Origin of the sequence: Legionella qingyii, assembly GCF_003990155.1 — a bacterium.
Classification (GTDB): Bacteria; Pseudomonadota; Gammaproteobacteria; order Legionellales; family Legionellaceae; genus Legionella; species Legionella qingyii.
In genome coordinates this window covers 129,576-154,337 of record NZ_RZGX01000003.1, presented here as the reverse complement: position 1 = coordinate 154,337, position 24,762 = coordinate 129,576, and the positions used below count along the sequence as shown (strand labels likewise).

Sequence of the window (24,762 nt, the reverse complement as noted above, 5' to 3'; positions counted from 1 at the left end):
AGACACCAGCAAGGCATCGATCACATAATAATTACTTAATGTTAATATTGTATAATTTGTGTAATATATGTAAATATAAATCCTAAAAGCGAGTGTAAAATGTCTTATAGAATAGATAATTCCGGTGGCGGTGACTGTGGATTTTATGCTTTTGCAATAGGCTTAATCAACACCATTCAAAACGAATACTCCCTCCACGGAAAAAGCAAGACATATGAACGATGGAATACTGAAGGTCTTCATAACGTTAGTTTGCAAGAAATTCTGGAAGTTGATTTAAATCAGTTATATCACTCACCCAGAACTTATAAAAATCAACTTTTATTCATGTTACAGATGTCGTTAAGAAATATCGCCTTTAATGTGTACAAGAATGAACTGTTTAATAGAATCAAAGGAGAAGAAGTATTACAAGACCATCGAGCTAAAATTGAAGCAACCCCCATATTTGGTAAATTTAGAGAATTGGTAGACTTTTATTTACATAATAAAGGTTCTCTCGCTGAAATAAGACAATTTAATGAATTAGCTTTATCTCCTGAAGTTCTAATCTTAGCAGAAAGAACCGCTCAAACATTACAAGTAAAACTCCAAAAACCATCTGCGGATAGCCCAGAACAAATTGAACTCGAGCATGTAAAAAATGTAGTACTGCATGATGTGATGTCTGCAGGCAAAGAAAATCCTGATTCAGTAATTCTAAAAGGAGTAGAAAAAATTAGGGAACAAGGAAGATGGGCAACACATGATGATTTAAAAGAAATCGCAGCGCATCTTGATGTTAATCTTTATGTCGTAGGTAAAGAAAATGGGGTTACTCTTCCTGATCGCCCCACTATTTGTCTAAATAATGAGGGTAATGCACATTGGACTACCAATGTTGAACAATTAGCACCTAAAGAGGAGCATGTTGCTACACCTCCTGTACCTAAGAAACCCCAAGAACAAATAAAAGAAGAAGAATTTTTCTCTAAAAAAGAAGAACAAGTGATTGTTGCAACGGTAAGTACCCAAGGTGAAGAAGATAAAGTTGATCTTTACCGAAAAAATATAAAAGAACTCATTCAGGCGGCATCGACTCAGGGTTTGTTTTCCCAAGTTAAAAATAAGATTGATGTTGATAAGATTGATACAGCAGAAGCTCTTAAAAATGAATGGGGTGAGCAAATAGAATCCGATGCGGATTTTGCTGCACGCTTACAAGAAGCAGAATTAAGACGTGTTCTAGGCTAAAAGTCACTCTTTTTTACTCATGGATGCTTAATCCTCTACTCTCTATATTTATGATTCAACTTGTCATATTGGTCTATCTTAACTATTTTATAAAAATTACCTATCTTATTAAGGTATTTTCCTGATGAGCAACATTCAACGCTTTATCACAGCCCAACAAGGACAAGATATGTATGTTTCATTCCAGCAAGCTTATACTGAACTCGAAGCTGGAAGCAAACAAAGCCACTGGATATGGCATATCTTTCCTCAGTTGAAACAGCTTGGATTCAGTTCAATTGCGCAACATTTTGGTATTGTTGATTTCAAGGAAGCGTGTGCCTATTTGCAAAATGAAGCGCTTTTCCGCAATTATCATGCAATTGCTCAACTAGTAGAACAACAATTAAAAAAAACGATTTCTGTCTTGACACTCATGCATGGAGAGGTTGATACCAAAAAGCTGGTATCAAGCCTCACCTTATTTCGAGAGGCAGCTTCGTTTCTTTTGCATCAAGGCGATACATCTCAGGACTTTGCAGCACTAGTAAGTTGCTGCGAACAAATTCTTAAAGAAACCACAAAACAAGGTTATGCTCCCTGTGAACTAACGCTTGATTTCGTGCGCAAGCAAAAAAATTAATCCTCATGATCAAGATAAATTAAAAATTTCAAGGCTCATTAGATATCTCTTATCGATTAGTTAACTCTGACGATAAGCATCAATTAATAGGATTCATTTTTCTTTAATCATTCTGGTGTATACTATAAATATTGAATCATAAACAATATTCGAGATATTTCTATGCAAGCGAAGTTAAATGATGAAAAAAAAGCTGCGGAAACGCGATATTATGAACTAGTTGCCGCCTTGGAAGCCATGAATAAAGCACAACAGAATTTATTATTTGACATTCAGCCTAATGAAACTTTATTTAAAAAACTGAATGAGCAGGGTCAAGTTGCTCCTCTTTATGTTGAATTTGTATCCAAAAATTCAGGAGCTAAATTTACGATAGAGAATAAATTTTTCCCCCATAGCTGGGTTGTCACAACACCAGAAAATGCAACCAAAGAAGAATTAGACTATGTAAGGGATCTAACCCTGGAAGCCATTGCACATCCTCAAAATGCACCAGAGGGCTACCAACCTAAACTTTTAGCGTTCTTCCCTGATAACACGCCCCCAGAGCAGATTAGAGAGTTCATTAAATCGGCCGAAGAAAAAGGAATAGAAGTTAATTTATTTATTGGAAAAAAATCAGAGTATGACAAAATCTCTCAGGAGCACTCACAAAAAACAAGAGAAGCTATTGAATCAGGGAATCGGGATAAGCTTCCTGGATGGGATGGGTATATGAAGATGATTAGCCGGAGTGATGGAGGAAAAAAAGGTCAAGAAATGCTAAGGGAACTTCACGCAGAACCGACAAGCTCCTTAAGCAACAATTGACAATTTACTATTTCTTATTTATCAATTTTAGCTGTGGTTCCTGACACAAACACTATAATATGATCAAGAGATTCAACTTTGATTAGTTCAGTACTGCTAGCTGTTATAAAATTGAAGGATTGCCGTTAAACATTTAACATACCTTTTTTATGGATTGGCTTGATTTGATTCCTTATATTCATCGTAGTTCCTACTTAAAATTACCTTCTAATTTTTATGAGGTGATTGAGCCAACGCCGATTACAGATCCCTATTTAGTTAAGTTTAATCATGAATTAGCTTCCTATCTTTGTGCGCCACATTCCTCTTCAGCTCCCGAACAAGACATCATCTCTTTTTATGCAGGAAACACAGTCCCCGCGCACCTTAAAAGCATCGCATTAGCTTATGCAGGACATCAGTTTGGATACTATGTTCCTCTTTTGGGAGATGGTCGCGCCGTATTACTTGGTGAAATACATTGTGAAGATGGAACACGATGGGATATTCAGCTCAAAGGGTCTGGAAAAACAATGTTTTCACGCACAGGTGATGGGAGAGCGCCACTTTCTGCGGTATTAAGAGAATATCTGATCAGTGAAGCAATGCATGGATTAAATATTCCAACCACGCGTTGTTTGGCTGCGATTGCAAGTAAAGAAAAAATCTATCGCCAAAATGGTCCAGTACCCATGGGGGTTGTAACACGGGTTGCATCAAGTAGTTTAAGGGTAGGCTCTTTTGAATATGCTGCGGCTCAAAAAGATGATCAGTTACTTAGATCTTTAGCTAACTATGCTCTTGAACGACACTATCCTGAACTTTTAACCAGTGCAAACCCCTATCTTGAATTATTTAAAAAAGTTGTTGATCGCCAAGCCTATCTTATTGCTGAATGGATGGGAGTAGGTTTTATTCATGGAGTCATGAATACTGATAATATGACTATATCTGGCGAAACAATTGATTATGGTCCCTGTGCTTTTATGGATGAATTTGACTTTGGTACGGTATTTAGCTCTATTGATCTTGCGGGTCGTTATGCATTTGGAAATCAAGCCTCCATAGCAAAATGGAATTTGGCGCAATTTAGTCTAGCTTTACTGCCATTATTTAAAAATGAGAAAGCACTGCAACAAATGCAAGAAGCACTTAACTTATTCACAGAGCGCTTCTCCCTATATTGGAATAAAAAAATAAGAGAAAAGTTAGGTCTTTTCGATGAAAATGTGCAACCGGTGGAACTTATTAAACAGTTCTTCGGTATGTTACAACAATATAAACCCGATTTTACAAATACTTTTCGTCTGCTGAGTCACGCCATTGATTGTGAGCGCTATCAGAACGATTTAATAAAAGCATTAGGGAATCAACCCAACAGCAAACTGTGGGTTTCTGATTGGTTGAATTGTATCAAACAACAAAAAATTGAGATCAATGAAATAAAAAACAAGATGAATCGGGTAAATCCCGCCTATATTCCCAGAAACCACTTAATTGAAAATGCAATCCGCGATTTTGTTGAAAACAACGACAGCACTCTTATGGATAGCCTTTTATCAGTCTTGAAAAATCCATTTCATCAACAAGAAGGGACAGAAAACTTACAATGTTTACCATTGCCTCATGAGCGAGTTCATCAAACCTTCTGCGGCACTTAAGTAGCCCGGGTGCACCCAAGCTACACAAGAACAATTTAAAGTACTTTTTGATAAAGAATTTCTTTTAATAAAGCACCATCCTCGTAAAACTCCTCTAATTTGGTTGAGTTCGTGGCTTCAAAACCCAAAGCATCATAGAATTTTCGCGCTTGAATATTGTCTTCAAATACCCATAAAAGTATTTTTTTATATCCCTGGTTTGCTAGCTCAGAAATTGCCGCCATGCATAATTGGGTACCCAATCCCATACGCCAGTAATCGGGATGCAAATAAATCGCACTGATTTGGCCCATTGAACCATCTGCACTAAAATCACGGAAAGGGCAAATACTCGCAAAACCAATAATTTGATTATGAATTTCCATGACCAATACTTTTACTTCTTGTTCTATCAAGTCATGCCACTGCCGAGTTCGCTCACTTAGAGACAAATTTTGTAATATAATTTCTGGAATGAAATCTCGATACATCTTTTGCCAGGAATAGATATGAATTTGTGCTATAGCCTCGGCATCGTCTAATGTCGCGGTTCTGATATTGGGCGTTACATTTTTAATCATAATAAAAAACCTTAAAGACGCGATTAATTTCTATTAGCCAATAAATTATTCACGTTTTTTAAAATTCAACTTTAGCTAACCTAATATGTGATATGCTATGTTAGAATGGAAAAATTGTCACTAAAAAGGATTTAGTCATGCCTATAATCAAAAAGAAAGAACAAATTTTCATCGGTGCTTTAGCCTTATTTATCTCATCAATAGCCAATGCAGAAAAAGTCACTAGCGATGTCTCTACCACAAATGGAACATCGATAGGAAAAGTCGTTTTTGAAGATGGCAAGTATGGGTTACTTATCACCCCGCAACTGACTGGACTTCCTGCTGGCATTCACGGTTTTCATATCCATGAACATCCTGATTGTGGTGATCATGCCAAAAATGCTGGTACGCACCTAGATCCAGCGAACACCCAAAAGCATCTTGGCCCATATGGCCAAGGTCATTTAGGTGATTTACCTGTATTGATTGTTGATAGTAATGGAGAAGCTAATGTGCCCACATTAGCACCTCGTTTAACAACTAAAGATATTAAAGGACACTCCATTATGGTTCATGCAGGCGGAGATAATTACAGCGATAATCCTCCTTTAGGAGGTGGTGGTGAGCGTATAGCATGTGGAAAAATCCCTTCTTAGTTACAAGAAAATAACGTTTATCATCCGGATTCAGATATACTCTAATCCGGATTAGCCCCGTCTAGTTAGTTTTTTTAATTAAAGTATTTCCTTTTTTTTTATTAATTGGCATGATACGCGCCAAAATAATAATAAGGAAATGTGATGTCCGTTTTTTTTTCAGAAGTCAAATCAAGTTGGAATGATTATTCTCACCTGAGAACCAAATACACCAATTTAATTCCTATACCGAATCCATCCTATTTTCAACCAATTCATGATATAACTCACTTTACTAACTTACTTGTGCGCCCTATCCACAGCCCCCTTTGGTTAGGTGTCAATGCGTTATTGCTCTTTTTGAAAAGCTTCATTTATTTAGCCGCTACTGCATTATTACTGGTACCTGCTTTATTGCTAGCAGTTTTTGCACCCAAATCAAGGCTTAGCCCAAATACTTGCTCTTCATTTCAAAAAGCTGCGGCAAATACGGTTGTTGATGCAACCATGGGCATTATTGCAACCTGTGCAACCCTCGCCTCTATTGTTTTTAATCCAATCTATCTACTAACTCGATGTCTAAGTACTGTGGTAAAGCACTTAAGTGATGTCACTGAATCGTGTTGTGGATTTCCTATTGCACGGTTTAATTAGGTCAGGACTTACGAAAACCTCCAAGGTCGAGGCAAAATTTAATAGAAATCACTATGAAGCGAACGCGAAATCCGAGTCTAATTGAATATTGGGTTCCCTTTCGCTTCATCGAAACAACAGATTTATTTCCTAAACCAATTGATTGTATTTTCCAATTAATTCAGTCTGCTCAATAATATGATTCTGCATGGCAGTCTCTATTTCTTTTTTTGTCGCATGCTCGCCAAGAGTTAATGAGGTATCTAAGGCATAGAGCTTGAAGAAATAGCGATGAGTACCACTGGGGGGGCAAGGTCCTCCATAGCCTGATTTACCCCAACTATTTCGGGCGCTGATTGCTTTCGATGGAACACCGATTCCCGATTTTAGCTCATGACTATCAGCAGGTAGATTAAATAAAATCCAATGTACCCACAATCCCATTGGAGCATCAGGATCATCCATAATTAAAACAAAAGATTGGGTATTTTTAGGTGCATTGTTCCATACTAGTGGTGGTGAATGACCAGCACCATTACACGTATATTCTCTAGGAATAAATCCATTATGAGCAAATGCAGGGCTTTTAAGTATCATTGCACACTCCTTATGCTGAAACATTTAATTGCAATTTATACCATATTTAAGCAAATCGCAAACTAATTGTCACTTTTCCTTGTCATCCCATTATAAAATTCTCGTGATGATGGTTTGCAAAGGTCACCTTATCAAGCTTTTCCAAAACTTTTGTAAGAGTTCCTTCTAGTTTTAATTTTCCACCATTGGCTGCAACTACTAAGCCAACAGCAGATAATATCGCTGCATATTGCTTCACTGTTTGCTCAGATTGTGCTGCTGAAATTTTAATGATATGTAAATTAGATAATAAACTTATTAGACTGCAACGTTCCCCTAATAGTAAGCTTAGTTGTTCTTCAACTTGAGACTCAAGTTTTTGTTCCTTATCCTCTGCCCTATTTTTATCCAGATCACGAAGAAAAGAATGCGCATTATATTCTTTAAACGACCATCGTTTGGGTTGTTTCGTAGTTACCTCATCATGAGCTTTATCAATCAAGTCTGTAGTAATTGAATTATTGTCATGAGAAGGATGTTGTACAAAGGTAGTTCTATATTGATCCGCATCCCAATCCCACTCTGAACCAGAAGTAATTATAGGTCCTTCATCATAAAAAACAGAGTCTGACTCTTTTAATCTATCCTTGTTTTTAGAAGCACCTTCAAAATCCTGATAAATGAGTGGCTTATCATTACATTGTACTAAAGGAGATTTAATAAACTGCATTTGAACTCTTCGCTGTCTCTGGTTGATATCAGCAGTTTTATATAATTGATCCGGCCTCACTGGCGAATAAATTGTTCCAGTTCGTGCATCAATAGCCAACGATGCTCCAGCAAATGATGATTTTAGAACATCGGCATTTTCAATATGGATATGGTATTTCGTGAGCAACTCTATCAGCTCGATACACATTGAATGAGAATTCGAGTCGCCGCCGGCCAGGTGAGCAATTGAGTTTTCAGAAACAGGTTGCAGTAATTCCGATAAAGATTCAATAGGGGTCATAGTATCAATGTGTGCGAGAATTGCCATTTTATTTGTAGCATCATAGAGTGCTAAGATGAGGCATGTATTAGCACCATATGTACCTAAAATTGGTTGTTCTGATGTTGCTGTTGTAATTGCATACTCATGTTGTAGCACTGTAATTGTTTCAGTTAGTTTGAAATCAACAGGAACAGCTCCTTTTAGTAATCGATGTACTGAATTTAATTTCTTTTCACGTTGATATACAGCCATTATTTCTTGTTGTTCATTTTCACTGAGTGATATTTCCATACCTATTTCTCTTAGTGAATTAACTAAAGGCGAGGAGAGTTCTAATGGAAGCCGCAAAAGAAGAACAGCTAACTCTTTTGGCGAATAATTAGAAGAAATAGACGTGAATCCTTCATCGGTTTTATTATCAAAAGATAAGACTTCCATTTTATCTAAGTTGCCATCATTTAAAATAAATTCCGAAGTAATTGGTTTTCCACTATAACTGATTGCTGGCCCCCTATATCTAAATTCTGGAAAATAAGTCGCTATTTTCGCCACATCAATCTTTAAAGGAGTAGTCAATCGCGCTTCTATAGGATACATTTTAGCTTACCTCCTGATTAACGATTGATAATATAATGCCATCACATTGACCCAAATTTAAACTTGGAGAATTTTTGTTGCTCAAAAGCCATGAGGCGAAATAAAAATTAAGCTTTATTCGCTATATCCTCTGGCTTGTGATTAATTCACATATCAACGTATCAAAAATAGTTTTTACAAGGGGTAAAATTATACTTTAAAAACGCATTTCAATGTTATTATTACAATAAGGATGTTTTTTTCTTAATCAACGCGGTGCCTTATATAAAATGAATGAGATCAATGTAGAACAATTAAAAAATCTACTGAATGAAGCAACAAAGAGTATTAAATCGTCAGAAAGTCTTCTCGATGAATTGCTTAAAGCGCCTGAAGAAGAATCATCCTCCATAGAAGATACAATTTGTTCCATACAATTAGTTCTTCAATATCGCTTAGGTAATCAAGATACTCTGGCTTTACTTCTGAGCATTGATCAGAACTTACTTTATCTTTTAGATATTCAGCCCCGGCACTCATCTAAAATGAACATGGATCGGCTTGCCTATGCTTTAGGTAATGAAGATTTGAAGCAAGTCATTCATATGCTTTCGTTACTCGTTAGCTCTCTATTAAAAATCACAAACCGTTATCAGAAAGATCATTTAAGTTTTGAATTAAAAGCGTATCAACGTAAACACATCAAGCAAAACATTTTAATTAAAGGAATGCAAAAACTGATTCTACAACAAGATCATTTTTTAAGTTTGATGCGTAACCTTCAAGAAAATGTGACGCTTCTTTTAGAGCATCAATCCGTTGGCCCCGTTTTTGATCATATAGCTGCGCTCAGAGGACCAATTTCTCAATTCTATCAAGCAACATTACATGGTCTTGGGGTAGCTAAAGAGCTTTATGAAAAAATTAATAAGAACGAGCTACTGAATCAAAAAGTGGAGCTTCTTTTAAAACAAGCAGAAGAAGTGCTCAAAATCATGCCCTCGATTTATAAGCCGCAGCCGCATTATACCTTGACCCCGCCCAGCAATACGTTAACTCAACCAAGCAACACCCTAACGCAACTAAGGCCCCTATCTGCCGAACAATTAGAGCAACGTGCAGCAGCCAAGCGATTACGCCCCTTTTTCAATTAAAGATTACGTCGTAACCTGGGTGAAGGTGCAAACCGGAATCTGGGACTCTGTGCAATGAAAACCCGGGTTCCGCTGCACTTCTCCCGGGCTATACGCTTAAGTCTATAGTGTGAATGGTTACAAATACATCCCCTCTTTCCTAGAAACACTGTATTAAGTTAGGGAAAAGCTGTCGGCGGGAACTATTTATGGCAAGACGTAGTGCTAATTTAGGAGTAGATTCCCGCCTTCGCGGGAATGACAAAAATCCTTAACTTAATGGCAGTGTCCTCTAGAGAGAGGAAAGGACTGAATCAAAAATAACAACCAACACCATCATACCCAATGATGTGACATGACTTGTAAGCGCTTTGTTCAAGTCGATAACTTACGGAACCATAATAAGCAATAATGTTTCCATTTTTAGTTTGCTTTATATGAGGTTTTTGAAAGTTCTCTACCGCCTCACACGTAGCACGGTTTTGTATCCAAACTCCTCCATCTGAAACAATGCGCTTTTTACTTGGAGTTAGGGTATTCTTTCCACAATCCTTAATTGCCAAATGCTCTACTTTGGGAGCAGAAAAGAGAAGATCATAACCGGCTGCTGCCGCTTTAACAGCATTTTCAGCATCCAAAATACCATGTCCACAAGGTTTTTTACCCACACACGATTTATTCGCATCATCACTGGCTCCAAAATCATGTGTTGTTGTATACAATAATTGTTCTATTTGTTCAGGACTAAGTACTTTCTCACTTGCTGCAAAAATTAATCCGGCAACACCGGCAACATGAGGAGTAGCCATGCTGGTTCCTTGATAAAAATCAAAGCCAGAGCCATTATAACCACCTCCTGGATTCACTGTAGATAAAATTCCTCCCCAAATACCATAACGCTTGTCTCCGCCGGGAGCAGCCAAAGTAACACTTGGACCATAATTCGAAAAATAGGATCTAAGGCCTTCAGGTCCAGTAGAAGCGACTTTAATCGTTCCATTACAAATCGCAGGCGCATTAAAATGCTCCCAAAGGTTATCATTTCCGGCCGCGACAGCCAATACCGCACCTTTTTTGCGGGCAAAAAAGACTGCTTCTTGCAATGCCTGATCACAATAATCTATTTCATCTTTAGGGCCTCTATCTACGCCAAAACTCATATTCAATATTTTTGCAGGGTGAATGTTATGTGGTATTCCAGGAACATCACCACCTACGGCCCAATAAATGGCATTAATGACGTAGCTTTCATAAAACATCCCATTAGCAGCAGGAATTTTTAAAGGAAGAATTTTTAAATCCTCACCCATTCCACTCATGACGCTGCCATACCCCGCAATCGTCCCAGCAACATGAGTTCCATGATAAGATCGCGTTTCATCAATCAAGTTATTGTTGTTTCCAGCAAAATTCCAGCCCCATAAGTTGCCTGAACTGTCCTTGACCAGGTTATTAATTAAACTGTCATTCAAAGCAATTCCAGTATCTAAAACTGCAACGACTATTGGTTTTTTAGAAATACCCGTGGTATAGGCCCAGGCTCCATCTCTGAATCCAGGCTTGGACTCCAACATAATTCCTGCCGGACGCGAGAATTCATCCCACTGACTTTCATGTGATAATATATCGCCCGTACCCAAAATCTCTGGATCAGGAACGGGTTTAAAATAACTAACTCTATCTTTAACTGCATATAAAACTTGAGGATTTTTGCGCAAACGCTCTAAAACGAAGGATGTAGTATCCTCATCATCGCCTTTAACTAATGTGCTGTTTTTTGAGTCTAAAATTAATAAAAAAGCACCATTTGCCATAGGATTTAATTCTTTTATGGGTAATTGGGCTATCTGCTTTATTTGTGACTTTATAGATGAAACACTGGTTATTTGTTCTTTATATTTGATTATCACTCGCACTGTATCTTCACCAGATGAAGCAAAAATACCCTGTGTAATAGATAAAAGACTTAAACCTAAAATCCCTGATTTAAACATGCAACAATCTCCTTATAAAATACATGCAAATTCAGTATGCTATAAGAAACAAGGCAAAACAAGGATTAAACATACCCCAAACTGTTACTCTCCTATACTTAATGTATTAAACTTAAAAATAGATTGTTGAACTTCTTGGTACGCTTTATATACTGCATGTATCCCTTCATTTCTATTATAACAACTGCTCATGTCCCTACGATATTTTTTTATAAAACTGCCATTGGTTGTAAACGAAAAGTGCAATCCTTGCTTGGAATAATAACTAAGGACTTACGAAAAACTCTAAGGTCGAGGCAAAAAATGATTTTAATGAGGGAGTTTAGATAGACTAAATGACCGAAGTAAAAAACATTTTTTAATGAAGAGATTGGGAGTTTTCGTAAGTCCTGTAACTGTTGGTAATAGCCCTTCACCCCCTGTTCATGTTTACTCGAACGATGGGATTTGAGTGCGGGTGGTGAGAACATTTTTGCTAAGCAAGCACAGCATACAGCAATAGCACTAAATTGAAATTATTCTCTCAGAGCCTACGTTCCGCGACGTGTTCGCAGAAACCAAGCAATATAAGCTTCATAGCTGGATCCCGCGAACACGTCGCGGAACCTAGGACAGGAAGAAAATATAGAAAAATATTCTTAACTTAGTGCCATTAATGCATACATCAAGAGTGCCAAATAAATCCGTTCCCAGATAGAGACTAAGTACTTACTAAATCAATACCGATATTGCTCTGGCTTATAAGGACCACTGATCGCCACGCCTAAATAGTCCGCTTGTTCTTTCGTGAGTTGGGTTAATTTCGCTCCGATTCTCCCTAAATGTAAACGAGCTACTTTTTCATCCAATAACTTGGGAAGAACATAAACTTGTCGGTCATATTGAGCAGCATTTTTAAATAATTCAATTTGCGCCAAAATTTGGTTGGAAAAAGAGGCTGACATCACAAAACTTGGATGGCCAGTAGCGCATCCTAAATTAACCAATCGTCCCTGAGCCAAAAGAATCAAGCGTTTTCCATCTGGAAAAATGACATGATCAACTTGTGGCTTGATATTTTCCCATTGATATTTCTTTAAACTCTGGACATCAATTTCAGAGTCAAAATGACCAATATTGCATAAAATAGCCTGATGACGCATACGTTTCATGTGATCGTGAGTCACTACGTGGTAATTACCCGTTGCGGTCACTACAATGTCTACCTGTTCAGCTACATCATCTAGAGTCACAACACGGTATCCTTCCATTGCAGCTTGCAGCGCGCAAATAGGATCAATTTCTGCAATTAAAACAATCGCACCTTGTCCTCGTAATGCTTGAGCACATCCCTTACCTACATCACCATAACCTAAAATTAAAGCGACCTTTCCTGCGATCATTACATCAGTCGCACGTTTTATTCCATCCAATAAGGATTCGCGGCAACCGTACATGTTATCAAATTTGGATTTAGTTACTGAATCATTCACATTAATGGCAGGGATTTTTAAATCACCTTTTCTAGCCATTTCATATAGTCGTGCAACACCTGTGGTTGTTTCTTCAGAAACTCCTTTAATTCCAGGTAAGAGCTCCGGGAATTTTTGGTGGACCATTTGCGTCAAATCACCACCATCATCCAGCAATAAGTTAGGGGTCCAATGATTCGGTCCAGTAAGCGTTTGCTCCACGCACCACCAATATTCTTCTTCAGTTTCACCTTTCCAGGCAAAGACAGGAATACCTTTTGCAGCAATAGCGGCAGCAGCATGGTCCTGGGTAGAAAATATATTACAAGAAGACCAACGAACTTCAGCACCTAACGCAATCAACGTTTCAATCAGCACTGCAGTTTGAATTGTCATATGCAAACAACCTGCAACACGAGCACCTTTTAATGGTTTGGTGGCAGCAAACTCTTCACGCAAAGCCATTAATCCCGGCATTTCTGTCTCGGCAATCGCAATTTCTTTGCGCCCCCAAGAAGCCAGTGACATATCTGCTACTTTATAATCTTTTGTCATATTGCTCCCTGCCTCTACTTTATTGACTAGTTCCATTAGATCTCCTTATAAAGCTTTGCTTAACTCCGCCACCTTATCCAAACGTTCCCAGGGAAAGTTCTCACGTCCATAGTGGCCATAAGTCGCTGTTTGCTTGTAAATCGGACGAAGCAAATCATGATATTCGATGATGCCTTGTGGCGTTAAATCAAAATGAGAATTAATTAATTCAATAATTTCGCCATCAGATAAACGCCCCGTTCCGAACGTTTCAACAAAAATTGACGTGGGTTCGGCAACACCAATTGCGTAAGAAATTTGTAACTCACACTTATCAGCCAATCCAGCCGCTACTATATTTTTTGCAACATGTCGTGCTGCATAAGCTGCAGAACGATCTACTTTAGAGGGATCTTTACCAGAAAAACCCCCCCCCCCATGTCGCGCCATACCACCATAAGTATCTACGATAATTTTACGGCCAGTTAGTCCACAATCCCCCAAGGGACCGCCAATAACAAAACGACCTGTTGGGTTAATGAAATAACGCGTTTTATGGGTCAGCCATTCGCGAGGTAACGTGGTTTTAATAATTTCCTCACGTACTGCTTCGACTAAATCATTATATTCAATTTCAGCTGCATGTTGTGTTGAAAAAACAACTGTGTCAACCTCAACAGGTATACCCCTTTCATATTTTAAGGTTATTTGACATTTCGCATCAGGTCGCAACCAGGGTAACGTTCCTGATTTACGTAAATGAGCTTGTTTTTCCATCAAACGATGTGCGTAAGCAATTGGAGCTGGCATGTAAACATCGGTTTCACGGCTGGCATAACCAAACATTAAACCCTGATCTCCGGCACCAAGCATTTTCGTTTCTTTATTATCAACCCCCTGAGCAATATCAGGAGATTGTTTACCTATGGCAGAAAGTACTGCACAAGATTCCCAATCGAAACCCATTTGTGAGCTGTTATAACCTATATCTTTAACTACTTGTCGCGTTACGGCTTCCACGTCCACCCATGCTTTAGTAGTAATTTCTCCACCAACTAACACCATACCTGTTTTGACGAATACCTCACAAGCAACACGCGCAGCAGGATCTTGCATTAAAATAGCATCTAAAATTGCATCAGAAATCTGATCTGCTATTTTGTCAGGATGTCCTTCAGAAACCGATTCAGAAGTAAAAACATGACTATCATTCATTAGTTAATCCTCTAATTAATATTGCTATATCCTATTTCATCAATTGTATAAATTCATTAAATATTATTTCTATATCATGCGGTCCTGGACTTGCTTCTGGATGACCTTGAAAGCCCAATGCCGGTTTTTCCTTATGTCTGATGCCCTGAAGGGTATTGTCAAATAAAGAACGATGAGTTATGGAAAGACAATCGGGTAAGCTCTCTTCATCCACTGCAAAACCATGGTTCTGACTGGTTATAAAAACACGTTTTTTCCCTGCAGTTTCAATTACCGGATGATTGGCACCGTGATGACCAAATTTCATTTTCTTGGTTATTCCACCACAAGCTAAAGCCAAGATTTGAAAACCCAGACAAATGCCAAATAAGGGAATATTATGCTCTAAAAACTCTTGGGTTGCCCGAATTGCATAGTCACACGCCTGCGGATCTCCGGGGCCATTAGATAAAAAGACTCCATCAGGATTCATTGCTAAAACTTCTGCAGCCGAAGTTTTTGCCGGAACTAAAGTTAAATGACACCCTTTGTCATGTAAAATACGTAAAATATTATGCTTTACCCCAAAATCATAAGCGACTACGTGGAATTTTTGGGGTTGAGAACCTGTCCCCCACTCACCTTGGCCATCATGCCAACGTTCTATGGTTTTTCTAGAAACTTCCAGAGCCAAATCAACTCCCTGAAGTCCAGAGAAGGATTTTGCTTTTGATAAAACCACTTCAGGATTCCCTACATCAGTACTGATGCAAGCACCCAAAGCCCCGTGTTCTCGTAAACGCAAAGTCAAATCACGAGTATCAATTCCAGCAATTGCAACCACACCATTTTTTTTGAGCCAATCAGGAAGAGATTGTTCAGCACGATAATTACTATGAATTATTGAAGAATTACGGAGTACCAAACCTGCAGCCCAAACTTTATTTGACTCCATATCATCATGAGTGCATCCAGTATTTCCGACATGGGCTGTAGTCAAGGTAATTATTTGCCGAGTATAAGAAGGGTCTGTGAGCATTTCTTGATAACCCGTCATAGAGGTATTAAAAACCAACTCTCCGACACAATCTCCTGTTGCTCCTACCGAAATCCCCTCATAAATAGTTCCATCGGCTAATACTAAAATTGCTGGTTGGTTTATCATGGCTCTTCTCTATTAGTCTGGTTATGCAATGTGTCATTTTTAGTAGCCTTAACGCATCTGTAGCCTGGATGAGCGAAGCGTAACCCGGGCTACGCGTCGCTCACCCAGGCTACAATGACTCTTTTTTATACAGAGTCATGACGTTTATATCCCTTGGTCAGCAAGCTCAAAAAATGCACATTTAGATAAATGTGAGCATTGTAACTTACTTAGTTCAAAATTTCATGTCTTCAAAGAATTTTTTCACACCTGCAAACCAAGAATTTGAGCGGGGAGAATGATTTCCTTTGGCATTTTCCAGTGATTCCTGGAATTTAGTTAGTAATTCTTTTTGTTCTCGTGATAAATTCACAGGAGTTTCTACCACTACTTTACATAATAAATCACCCTGACCATGACCACGTACGGACTTCATCCCCTTACCTCTTAAACGGAACACTTTGCCGGTTTGCGTTTCTTCAGGGATCTTTAAAGTAACTCGTCCTTCAAGGGTTGGTACTTCAATAGAACCACCCATTGCAGCGATTATAAAACTTATAGGTACTTCACAATGTAAATCATTTTCATGACGTTCAAATATAGTATGTTTTTTTACGTTGATTTGTACGTAAAGATCGCCAGGGCCTCCACCATGCATGCCAGCCTCACCTTCTCCGCTTAAACGAACGCGATCACCGTTATCTACGCCAGCGGGAATTTTAACCGTGAGTTTTTTGCTTTCACGTACCCGACCTTGACCATGACAATCTGGGCAAGGATCAGAAATAATTTTTCCTTCACCGTGACAGCTTGGGCAGGTTTGCTGAATAGAGAAAAAGCCTTGTTGAATTCTGACTTGTCCCATGCCATTACAGGTTTCACACGTTTTGGGTTGAGTTCCCTTTTTAGCGCCACTACCGCTACAGGTAGAACAAGCCCCATGTCTTGGAACTGTAATTTGCACTTCTTTACCTAAAGCAGCTTCTTCAAGCGTTAATTGCACATTAAATTGCAAATCAGCGCCGCGTTGACCACGAGATTGTCGTCCAGCACCTCGTCCGCCCGAGAAGATATTTTCAAAAATATCCTCAAAGACATCGCCAAAACCTCCGAAGCCACCAAAACCTCCTTGTCCACCTCGCATGGACGGATCAACACCTGCGTGACCAAATTGGTCATAGGCAGCACGTTTTTGTGGGTCAGAGAGAACGCTGTAAGCATTTTGAATTTCTTTAAATTTCTCTTCTGCAGCAGAATCACCAGCGTTGCGATCTGGGTGATATTTCATTGCCAACCTGCGATATGCTTTTTTAATTTCAGCATCACTTGCAGTTCGACTTACTTCTAAAAGTTCATAATAATCCTGCCGTTCCATAACTACTCACAATATTTAAAAATAAAAAATACGGACCATATAGTCTGAGTATAGCAAAGCGGAACCCGGGATTAAGGCGTACATTTCCAGAATCCCAGGTTCCGCTTTGTTGCACCCAGGCTACAAAGCACCTAGGCTACTAAGTGACGATTACATCAATTATTTCTTATCGTCTTTAACCTCTTCAAACTCAGCATCCACAACTCCTTCATCAGTTTTAGCTGACTCGTGAGATTGCGCATGTTCTTGCTGAGGCGCTTCACCAGATCCTGCTTGCCCTTCAGATGCCTTTTTAGCATAAACCCGTTCAGCCATTTTAGCAGAAGCATCGTTTAACACTTTTAATTTCTCTTCAATTTGTGCTTTGTCAGTGCCCTGAATTGCTTCTTTTAATTCAGCGATTGCTGTTTCTATGCCTTTTTTCTCATCTTCAGAAAGTTCAGCCGCCAAATCTTTCATTGATTTCTCACAGCTATGAATCAAGCTGTCGGCCTGATTACGTAACTCTGCCATTTCCTTAAATTTCTTATCTTCTTCCGCATGCGATTTGGCGTCTTTGATCATTGCCTCCACTTCTTCGTCACTCAAGCCACTAGATGCTTTAATAACAATGGATTGCGCCTTACCAGTAGCTTTATCTTTAGCAGAAACATTAAGGATACCATTCGCATCAATATCAAAAGTTACTTCAATTTGTGGTACACCACGTGGAGCAGGAGGAATATCACCTAAATCGAATCTACCCAGAGATTTGTTAGCTGAAGCTTGCTCTCTTTCTCCTTGCAGCACATGCACAGTAACTGCTGTTTGATTATCATCGGCAGTAGAGAACACCTGATTGGCTTTAGTAGGAATTGTGGTATTTTTATCGATGAGTTTTGTCATCACACCACCCATAGTTTCAATGCCTAAAGATAAAGGAGTTACGTCAAGCAACAGAATATCTTTTACTTCACCAGATAAAACTGCAGCTTGTATAGCAGCACCTACAGCAACGGCTTCATCGGGGTTAACGTCTTTGCGTGGCTCTTTACCAAAAAACTCTTCTACGGTTTTTTGTACTAAAGGCATACGTGTTTGACCACCAACCAAAATGACTTCGTTAATTTGTGACACAGTCAATCCAGCATCTTTCAATGCGATTTTGCAAGGCTCTACTGTACGCTCAACAAGTTTCTCAACCAAAGACTCCAGTTTAGCGCGAGTTAATTTAATGTTCAGGTGTTTTGGTCCAGAAGCATCTGCTGTAATGTAAGGTAGATTAACATCCGTTTGTTGTGCTGAAGAAAGTTCAATTTTTGCTTTTTCAGCAGCATCTTTCAATCGTTGTAATGCCAATGCATCATTGTGTAAATCAATACCTGTATCTTTTTTGAATTCAGAAGCCAGATACTCAATCAAAGCCAAGTCAAAGTCTTCACCTCCCAAGAATGTATCACCATTTGTTGCGAGCACTTCAAACTGATGTTCTCCATCGACTTCTGCAATTTCAATGATCGAGATATCAAAAGTACCACCACCAAGGTCATATACAGCAATGATTGAATCACCGCGCTTTTTGTCCATACCATAAGCAAGAGCTGCAGCGGTAGGTTCGTTAATGATACGTTTTACTTCAAGGCCGGCAATACGGCCAGCATCTTTGGTTGCTTGACGTTGGGAATCATTGAAATAAGCAGGTACAGTAATCACAGCTTCTTTCACTTCTTCACCAAGGTAATCTTCTGCAGTTTTCTTCATTTTACGTAACACTTCAGCAGAAACTTGTGGTGGAGCTTTGTCCTGATCTTTCACACGAACCCAAGCATCTCCATTGTCTGCTTTAACGATCTTGTAAGGAACCATCTTGATGTCTTTTTGAACAACCGCGTCATCAAAACGACGACCGATCAATCGTTTAATCGCAAATAAAGTATTATCTGGGTTAGTTACTGCTTGACGTTTTGCAGCTTGTCCAACCAATACCTCACCATCATCAGTAAAAGCAACGATGGAAGGCGTCGTGCGGTGACCTTCACTATTTTCAATTACCTTAGGCTTATCACCTTCCATAACAGCAACACATGAGTTGGTGGTACCTAAGTCGATTCCTATAATTTTAGCCATTCTATTCTTGCTCCAAAGTAGTAGTTTTCTAATGCAATGATTTTTATATGGGGCATAACTAACCAATTTCAACCCATAAATCTCACATTTTTATTTTTTTGACACAACCACACGTGCCGGTCTAATCACTCGATCACTTAGTTTGTATCCCTTTTGGAATACTGCTAATACCGTGTTGGGTTCCGCATCGGGTACCACTTGCATCGACATCGCTTCATGAATCTGTGGATCAAAAGGCAAACCAATGGGATCAATTTGCTGAATCTCAAATTTTTTCAATACATCCATAAAAAGCTTCAGAGTTAATTCCAAGCCTTCATGCATTGCTGCATCTTCTGCTTTAACAGCCAGTTGTAAGGCTTGCTCTAAACTATCGATTACCGGTAATAAATCAGTAATTATCTTCTCAACACCATAGCGATGAGCATTAGTTACTTCGCGTTCAGCACGGCGACGAACATTTTCCAATTCAGCTTGAGCACGAACCGCTTTTTCCCAATTTTCATGAGATTGCTGTTCTGCAAGAGTCAGCTTTTCACTCAACTCAATGTAACTTGGGTGATCTAAAGATGGCTCCCGATGCTCTGTTTCTTCAGGTAAGTCTACGGCTTCTTCAGAATTTTCAATGTCTTTCGATTCATGCTCTTCTTTAAATTGATGCCAATTTTTATCTTGTTTTCTACTCATGCAATTTCTCCTCTCCACAGCTTAGCAATGTGAAAATCAGAGATGGGGGCACCTAATAAGATTTCAAGGGCTATGAAATTTTTATTGCAGCAAATTAATATAAATCACTGCAACACAAACTAAAAATGTATTTTTCAAAAGACGCACGCGCTAATTTTACTAATAAATAATCAGGGAGCGATTGAATGAATGATTGAGGATTTTGGTATTCAACGAAACAAATTGAATTTGGTTTGGACTAAATTCCAATTATATAGAAGAAACCAAATGCCAAAAGATCCTAAAAAATCGAAAAACTTAAAGCGCGCTATGGCAACAGACGTTGTCAGGCGCTTTCATCATTATAAATATTCTCCTTATAAGCATAGCCCCTTCTTCCCTTTGCCTTCAGTGTCCCTAAAGTTTTATGCATATAAGTAATATGGATAAAAGCTTTATCATTTAAGGCCCAGTTCGCTTGCAGTATGTGTTCATTTATTCCATACTTAGACTCAAAAAAGTTACATAGGTTTTTTTATGCAAAAATGGTCGCCTACCTCTTGGCTCCAGTACTCGTATTTACAAGCTGCAACTTATTCCGATAAAGAACAGTTAAATAAAATTGTAGAACAACTGAGCCTTTTACCTCCTCTGGTTACCAGTAGTGAAGTAAAGAATTTGAAAAAAGAAATTGCACGAGCTGGACGTGGAGAAGCTTTTATTCTCCAAGGTGGAGACTGCGCTGAATCATTTAATGATTGTCGTTCGGAAGTTATTAGCAATAAACTAAAAATCATTTTACAGATGAGCTTGATTTTATTGCATGGCTTACGAAAACCCATTATTCGTGTTGGACGAATTGCTGGGCAATATGCAAAACCCCGTTCTTCAGATTATGAAACGATAGAAGGAGTCACTTTACCCAGCTATCGAGGTGATTTGGTTAACTCCCCTGAGTTTACTCGGGAGGCACGGGAGCCCAACCCTAAATTATTATTGCAAGCGTACAACTGCTCAGCAATCACTTTAAATTTCATTCGTAGCTTACTCGACAGTGGTTTTGCAAGCCTAAATCACCCTCAGCAATGGGATTTGGGTTTTGTTGAACATTCAAAACAAAAAGATGAGTATCAAACTCTGGTTAAATCAATTGCCGATACTTTGGACTTTTTAGATACCGTTAGTGGAATACAAGCCAGTAACTTGGCTAAAGTGGATTTTTATACTTCTCATGAAGCCCTGCATTTGCATTATGAGCAAGCATTGACTCGTCAAATGGAAGATGGTTTATGGTATAACCTCTCTACTCACCTACCCTGGATTGGTATGCGCACAGCACAAGCTGACAGCGCACATTTGGAGTTTTTACGCGGCGTTGAAAATCCCATTGGGATCAAAATTGGACCTTCAGCTACTCCCGAATGGTTAGAAGAAGTATTGCATCGAGCAAACCCTCAGCGTGAAGAGGGACGACTTTTGTTGTTCACTCGACTAGGAGCGCGCCATATAGATAAACTGCTTCCCCCACTTATTGAAGCCGTGAGAAAAACAAAAATTCCAGTGACCTGGTCTTGTGATCCCATGCACGGAAATACAGAGACAACAGTGGATGGCATTAAGACTCGCCACTTTGACAACATACTTTTAGAGCTCAAACAAGCTTTGGAAATTCATCGCACTATGGGCAGTTATCTAGGGGGGGTTCATTTTGAACTTACTGGTGATAACGTTACAGAGTGTATTGGAGGCGCTCGCGGGTTATCAGCAGATGATCTGAAAAAAGCTTATCATAGCCTGGTTGACCCCCGACTCAATTATGAACAATCATTAGAAATGGCCATTCAATTGAGTAGACAGTTTGGAAATGAATAGTTCTTTGTTTGTCATGGGAAGTTTCGTTTTTTCACATCGTTCTTTATAGAAATTAAATAGCAACTGTTTTGGCTCTAAATTCAAGATAGTTGCTCCAGTAATAGTCCAAAGAGCATCTCGAGAGTTACCCTAAGTTAAACTCCTTCAAGAAATATATCGAGATCAAGCGACGAGCGCCTGCCAAGGTCATTCGCATGTTCTGAGAGAAAGGCGTCAGCAGCTCGACGCCCTTCATCACGTAACATGAGCAAAAAGTCCCATTCTGCATTGAGCTTGGATGAATAGCCGAGCTCGATCATGATGTCGCTGCTCACTCGATGTATCCGCATGCCAGCCCATTTTGCTCCTTCGGAATTATCTGGATGCGCCAATTGCCGTAATAAAGCAATCATGCGAAGCTCCTTAAGCAACACAGCATTGAACGAAACTTCATTCAGACGGTTTAGAATGCCTCGTGCAGACTGAGGAATATCTGGCCGTGTTACGGGATTGATTTGAACTAAAATCGTATCATGTGATTTACATTCCCGTACCAGCGGTGTAATTGTGGGATTCCCTGAGTATCCTCCATCCCAGTAATGCTCTCCATTGATTTCGACCGCCTTAAAAAGTGTAGGTAGACATGCGGACGCAAGAAGCACATCCGGAGTGATTTCGTCATTGCGAAATACTCTTCCTCTGCCGCTGCTAACGTTTGTCGCAGTAATAAATAATTTGATTGGACTACGGGACAATCGCTTAAAGTCGATAGTTTCCATTAAAATAGTGTGAAGTGGATTAACTCCGAATGGGTCAAGATCATAGGGTGAAAACAATCGAGATAAGATATCCATGGTGATAAAAAAAGGAGAATAATCAAGCGACCACTGGCCCAGAATAATATCAAGAGGACTGCGTTGTAAGAGACTAAATCGCGCCGCTTCAGAGACGCTCTTCCAGAACAATTCAAGCAAGTCGCGTGCTCCCTGAGGACCATCTTTGGTGTACCCATCGGCAAGGACCGCTGCATTCATAGCACCAGCAGATGTACCCGAAATGCCATCGATTCGTAACTTCTTTTCTTCTAATATACGATCCAACACGCCCCATGTAAATGCACCATGAGCACCACCACCTTGCAGTGCTAAATCGATAAGAACATCATCAATTATTTTTTGAGAATACGTTATGGTGTGTGACATCCGTTTCATTGAATATGTATAGAGAAGAGTCCATATTTTTAACATAGAGGATAAATCAAGAAAATTCAAATCCAAAAAATTAAAAAGAGCCTGGAAGGAGTTTAATTGTGTTGGTAACTTGGCTGCTTGCAGCCGGAAAGAATGAAAGATAATAGTACTTTGCGAGCTACCAGGCTTCCGTCACAGGCTGCATATTCATTAACACTCTTAGTTTGATTTTTTCAAATATCGTGCGACAATCGGCGCATAATTAATTCATTATGAAAAATATGAGGCCGAATTGATAACTAACAAGCAAGACCCAAATTCGCAAGCGCATCCCCCTACAGTTCTTCATGAAGAAAACTTATTAAAAATCGATAACTTATTGCAAACAAATGTAAGAATTGGTAAAGAAAGCCATACTGTTCAAGAATGGTTAAACACGCCAAATTGTTCTTTGCGAGCGGGATTTCAAGCTGCAGCCATTGCTGCGTTTATAGAAGATCAATTGTTTTTTTTGGAACATTTAAATCAGTATCTTACTCATCTAAAAAAATACATGGAATTTAGCAAAACCCAAGAAAAAATACTTGATGCAGATGACGAGCTCCAGAGATTTCTGCAAGAAAAAAATCAACCTCAAGCAGAACAAGCACTCCAACAAGCATTATCTCTTCTTAATGAGATTTGGACAGAATGTATTAATGAACAAGGCAGCTTTCATCTAAATATATCATTGTCCAGTATTTGGAACGCGCACTCGGGATTTGAAAGTGCTGCAAAAGAAGGTAAGAAAATAATTGAACAAATTTCCGTTGAATTGCAATTATTAAATCATCTAAAAGTAAGGAAACGATTAATCGACATACCTAAAATCTACCTTGAATTATTCAACCAGCCAGAGACAACTCCAGATAAATTAATGCTGGATACAATAAACAATGCAAATCTCATTATAGCCAGAATTCTTCCTGGTATCCTCGGCGATGAAGGAATTCAGCAAACCAAGGCAGGAGAGAAAGCGTTCAATGAAGCCTTAACAAAATGGGGGAAAGTAAACTCATTAACACCTCCTGAACCTTGGGGACCAAGGCAGGCACTTTTAGCAAAAAAAATGAAGAATGTTGGTAATCTCATTTGTGCATGGGCCGAAGAACATTCACATGCAGGCAAATCAAAAAAATCACAGGTCAGCAATTCATTCAATGTTGCTCCTCTATTATCACCTCGATATCAAGGTAATCCGATAATATCAAAAGAGCGAGAGGATAACTCTTTATTAACATCATCAGGAACTAAGGCCAATGAATCCATTTCAAACAAATCTAAAAATAGAAAATCATTAAATCTTACTTTTTTAATGTCACATAATCATCAGGATAAATCTAAAAAATTAAAAGAGAATGAGAATAGTTCTTCATCATTGTTTTCACATTATCCTGAAGCAAAATCAGTTTCTGTCCAGTCCCGTCCCTCTTTTTCACTTTTTTCGATTTTCTCTCATAAGTCGGACAACTACACTTTCCCTACTCAAGAAGAATTAGAACATGCTGATCAAATAAGAAAATTAACGCTTCCTCCAACCCAATCAGATATAATTTTATATCATCATCTCATTGAGAAAGTGAATGCTCTTAAAGACAAAAAATATCAGAAACTAAAAAGAGCGGTAGAGGAAGAACACTCTCTTTCGTTCCACAAAGAGCCTCATGTGATGATTGATTTGTCAGAGGATTGTGCTACATCGAGTTTAAGTCAATGTTTAACACAATAATTATATTGCCCTAAGTTCAGGCCAGATCTAAAACTCATTCTGGATTCAATAATCAGGAAATCAAGCACCCTATTAAATTTAATAGGGCGCGATAA

At 38.8% G+C, this 24,762-nt stretch carries 20 protein-coding genes; 9 read left to right on the top strand and 11 right to left on the bottom strand.

Annotated elements, in window-relative coordinates:
• The first annotated feature begins 99 nt into the window (after positions 1–99).
• The 4 genes from ELY20_RS03095 to ELY20_RS03080 all read left to right on the top strand — a co-directional run bounded on the left by ELY20_RS03095 (position 100) and on the right by ELY20_RS03080 (position 4,305).
• A complete protein-coding gene (locus ELY20_RS03095; protein WP_110143110.1) occupies positions 100–1,233 on the top strand; it encodes a hypothetical protein in 1,134 nt (377 codons plus the stop codon).
• Between the two features lie 124 nt (positions 1,234–1,357).
• A complete protein-coding gene (locus ELY20_RS03090; protein WP_110143111.1) occupies positions 1,358–1,855 on the top strand; it encodes a DUF1810 family protein in 498 nt (165 codons plus the stop codon).
• A gap of 162 nt (positions 1,856–2,017) precedes the next feature.
• Positions 2,018–2,665, top strand: coding sequence for a hypothetical protein (locus ELY20_RS03085; RefSeq protein WP_110143112.1), 648 nt, complete (start codon positions 2,018–2,020; stop codon positions 2,663–2,665).
• A gap of 149 nt (positions 2,666–2,814) precedes the next feature.
• Positions 2,815–4,305, top strand: a complete 1,491-nt coding sequence (locus ELY20_RS03080) for a protein adenylyltransferase SelO (RefSeq protein WP_110143113.1) — start codon at positions 2,815–2,817, stop codon at positions 4,303–4,305.
• Between the two features lie 35 nt (positions 4,306–4,340).
• Here the strand turns inward: ELY20_RS03080 and ELY20_RS03075 are convergent, their stop codons facing one another.
• On the bottom strand, positions 4,341–4,865 hold the full coding sequence (locus ELY20_RS03075) for a GNAT family N-acetyltransferase (protein WP_110143114.1): 525 nt from the start codon (positions 4,863–4,865) through the stop codon (positions 4,341–4,343).
• A 137-nt stretch (positions 4,866–5,002) separates the two neighbouring features.
• On the opposite strand from ELY20_RS03075, the gene ELY20_RS03070 reads away from it, so the two are divergent.
• Together ELY20_RS03070 and ELY20_RS03065 are read left to right on the top strand one after the other, a co-directional pair.
• Entirely contained in the window at positions 5,003–5,503 is a 501-nt protein-coding gene (locus ELY20_RS03070; protein ID WP_126955377.1) for a superoxide dismutase family protein, read from the top strand.
• A 144-nt stretch (positions 5,504–5,647) separates the two neighbouring features.
• Positions 5,648–6,136, top strand: coding sequence for a hypothetical protein (locus tag ELY20_RS03065; RefSeq protein ID WP_110143116.1), 489 nt, complete (start codon positions 5,648–5,650; stop codon positions 6,134–6,136).
• Positions 6,137–6,265: 129 nt separating this feature from the next.
• Here the strand turns inward: ELY20_RS03065 and ELY20_RS03060 are convergent, their stop codons facing one another.
• Complete coding sequence (locus ELY20_RS03060; protein ID WP_110143117.1) at positions 6,266–6,712, bottom strand: YbhB/YbcL family Raf kinase inhibitor-like protein; 447 nt, start codon at positions 6,710–6,712, stop codon at positions 6,266–6,268.
• Between the two features lie 82 nt (positions 6,713–6,794).
• Positions 6,795–8,282: a hypothetical protein gene (locus tag ELY20_RS03055; RefSeq protein WP_110143118.1), complete on the bottom strand. Its 1,488-nt coding sequence runs from the start codon at positions 8,280–8,282 to the stop codon at positions 6,795–6,797.
• A 269-nt stretch (positions 8,283–8,551) separates the two neighbouring features.
• Between ELY20_RS03055 and ELY20_RS03050 the strand changes: the two genes are divergently transcribed.
• Positions 8,552–9,415 carry a hypothetical protein gene (locus ELY20_RS03050; protein ID WP_110143119.1) on the top strand — a complete coding sequence of 288 codons (864 nt, stop codon included), beginning with the start codon at positions 8,552–8,554 and terminating at the stop codon, positions 9,413–9,415.
• A gap of 293 nt (positions 9,416–9,708) precedes the next feature.
• On the opposite strand, the gene ELY20_RS03045 is transcribed toward ELY20_RS03050, so the two are convergent.
• The 7 genes from ELY20_RS03045 to grpE all read right to left on the bottom strand — a co-directional run bounded on the left by ELY20_RS03045 (position 9,709) and on the right by grpE (position 19,879).
• Entirely contained in the window at positions 9,709–11,388 is a 1,680-nt protein-coding gene (locus ELY20_RS03045) for a S8 family serine peptidase (RefSeq protein WP_110143120.1), read from the bottom strand.
• A gap of 716 nt (positions 11,389–12,104) precedes the next feature.
• Complete coding sequence (gene ahcY / locus ELY20_RS03035; RefSeq protein ID WP_110143122.1) at positions 12,105–13,430, bottom strand: adenosylhomocysteinase; 1,326 nt, start codon at positions 13,428–13,430, stop codon at positions 12,105–12,107.
• Positions 13,431–13,439: 9 nt separating this feature from the next.
• Positions 13,440–14,588 carry a methionine adenosyltransferase gene (gene metK / locus ELY20_RS03030; protein ID WP_127059466.1) on the bottom strand — a complete coding sequence of 383 codons (1,149 nt, stop codon included), beginning with the start codon at positions 14,586–14,588 and terminating at the stop codon, positions 13,440–13,442.
• A gap of 31 nt (positions 14,589–14,619) precedes the next feature.
• Positions 14,620–15,732 (bottom strand): glutamine-hydrolyzing carbamoyl-phosphate synthase small subunit, encoded by a 1,113-nt coding sequence (carA, locus tag ELY20_RS03025; RefSeq protein ID WP_110143123.1) that lies wholly within the window; start codon positions 15,730–15,732, stop codon positions 14,620–14,622.
• Positions 15,733–15,946: 214 nt separating this feature from the next.
• Positions 15,947–17,086 (bottom strand): molecular chaperone DnaJ, encoded by a 1,140-nt coding sequence (gene dnaJ, locus ELY20_RS03020; protein WP_110143124.1) that lies wholly within the window; start codon positions 17,084–17,086, stop codon positions 15,947–15,949.
• Between the two features lie 159 nt (positions 17,087–17,245).
• The gene (dnaK, locus tag ELY20_RS03015; protein ID WP_110143125.1) at positions 17,246–19,192 is read right to left on the bottom strand and encodes a molecular chaperone DnaK; all 1,947 of its coding nucleotides are present in this window, start codon (positions 19,190–19,192) and stop codon (positions 17,246–17,248) included.
• 90 nt (positions 19,193–19,282) lie between these two features.
• Positions 19,283–19,879 carry a nucleotide exchange factor GrpE gene (grpE, locus tag ELY20_RS03010; RefSeq protein WP_110143126.1) on the bottom strand — a complete coding sequence of 199 codons (597 nt, stop codon included), beginning with the start codon at positions 19,877–19,879 and terminating at the stop codon, positions 19,283–19,285.
• A gap of 516 nt (positions 19,880–20,395) precedes the next feature.
• Here grpE and ELY20_RS03005 point away from each other — a divergent pair.
• Positions 20,396–21,730, top strand: coding sequence for a 3-deoxy-7-phosphoheptulonate synthase class II (locus ELY20_RS03005; protein ID WP_110143128.1), 1,335 nt, complete (start codon positions 20,396–20,398; stop codon positions 21,728–21,730).
• Between the two features lie 134 nt (positions 21,731–21,864).
• On the opposite strand, the gene ELY20_RS03000 is transcribed toward ELY20_RS03005, so the two are convergent.
• Entirely contained in the window at positions 21,865–22,911 is a 1,047-nt protein-coding gene (locus ELY20_RS03000) for a patatin-like phospholipase family protein (protein ID WP_110143129.1), read from the bottom strand.
• A 280-nt stretch (positions 22,912–23,191) separates the two neighbouring features.
• Between ELY20_RS03000 and ELY20_RS02995 the strand changes: the two genes are divergently transcribed.
• Positions 23,192–24,667, top strand: coding sequence for a hypothetical protein (locus ELY20_RS02995; RefSeq protein WP_110143130.1), 1,476 nt, complete (start codon positions 23,192–23,194; stop codon positions 24,665–24,667).
• The last annotated feature ends 95 nt before the right edge of the window (positions 24,668–24,762 follow it).

What these genes read in the sequence shown, in the direction of transcription:
- ELY20_RS03095 (WP_110143110.1), top strand. Translation starts at nt 100, where the DNA reads ATGTCTTATAGAATAGATAATTCCGGTGGCGGTGACTGTGGATTTTAT.
- ELY20_RS03090 (WP_110143111.1), top strand. Translation starts at nt 1,358, where the DNA reads ATGAGCAACATTCAACGCTTTATCACAGCCCAACAAGGACAAGATATG.
- ELY20_RS03085 (WP_110143112.1), top strand. Translation starts at nt 2,018, where the DNA reads ATGCAAGCGAAGTTAAATGATGAAAAAAAAGCTGCGGAAACGCGATAT.
- ELY20_RS03080 (WP_110143113.1), top strand. Translation starts at nt 2,815, where the DNA reads ATGGATTGGCTTGATTTGATTCCTTATATTCATCGTAGTTCCTACTTA.
- ELY20_RS03075 (WP_110143114.1), bottom strand. Translation starts at nt 4,865, where the DNA reads ATGATTAAAAATGTAACGCCCAATATCAGAACCGCGACATTAGACGAT.
- ELY20_RS03070 (WP_126955377.1), top strand. Translation starts at nt 5,003, where the DNA reads ATGCCTATAATCAAAAAGAAAGAACAAATTTTCATCGGTGCTTTAGCC.
- ELY20_RS03065 (WP_110143116.1), top strand. Translation starts at nt 5,648, where the DNA reads ATGTCCGTTTTTTTTTCAGAAGTCAAATCAAGTTGGAATGATTATTCT.
- ELY20_RS03060 (WP_110143117.1), bottom strand. Translation starts at nt 6,712, where the DNA reads ATGATACTTAAAAGCCCTGCATTTGCTCATAATGGATTTATTCCTAGA.
- ELY20_RS03055 (WP_110143118.1), bottom strand. Translation starts at nt 8,282, where the DNA reads ATGTATCCTATAGAAGCGCGATTGACTACTCCTTTAAAGATTGATGTG.
- ELY20_RS03050 (WP_110143119.1), top strand. Translation starts at nt 8,552, where the DNA reads ATGAATGAGATCAATGTAGAACAATTAAAAAATCTACTGAATGAAGCA.
- ELY20_RS03045 (WP_110143120.1), bottom strand. Translation starts at nt 11,388, where the DNA reads ATGTTTAAATCAGGGATTTTAGGTTTAAGTCTTTTATCTATTACACAG.
- ahcY (WP_110143122.1), bottom strand. Translation starts at nt 13,430, where the DNA reads ATGGAACTAGTCAATAAAGTAGAGGCAGGGAGCAATATGACAAAAGAT.
- metK (WP_127059466.1), bottom strand. Translation starts at nt 14,588, where the DNA reads ATGAATGATAGTCATGTTTTTACTTCTGAATCGGTTTCTGAAGGACAT.
- carA (WP_110143123.1), bottom strand. Translation starts at nt 15,732, where the DNA reads ATGATAAACCAACCAGCAATTTTAGTATTAGCCGATGGAACTATTTAT.
- dnaJ (WP_110143124.1), bottom strand. Translation starts at nt 17,086, where the DNA reads ATGGAACGGCAGGATTATTATGAACTTTTAGAAGTAAGTCGAACTGCA.
- dnaK (WP_110143125.1), bottom strand. Translation starts at nt 19,192, where the DNA reads ATGGCTAAAATTATAGGAATCGACTTAGGTACCACCAACTCATGTGTT.
- grpE (WP_110143126.1), bottom strand. Translation starts at nt 19,879, where the DNA reads ATGAGTAGAAAACAAGATAAAAATTGGCATCAATTTAAAGAAGAGCAT.
- ELY20_RS03005 (WP_110143128.1), top strand. Translation starts at nt 20,396, where the DNA reads ATGCAAAAATGGTCGCCTACCTCTTGGCTCCAGTACTCGTATTTACAA.
- ELY20_RS03000 (WP_110143129.1), bottom strand. Translation starts at nt 22,911, where the DNA reads ATGTCACACACCATAACGTATTCTCAAAAAATAATTGATGATGTTCTT.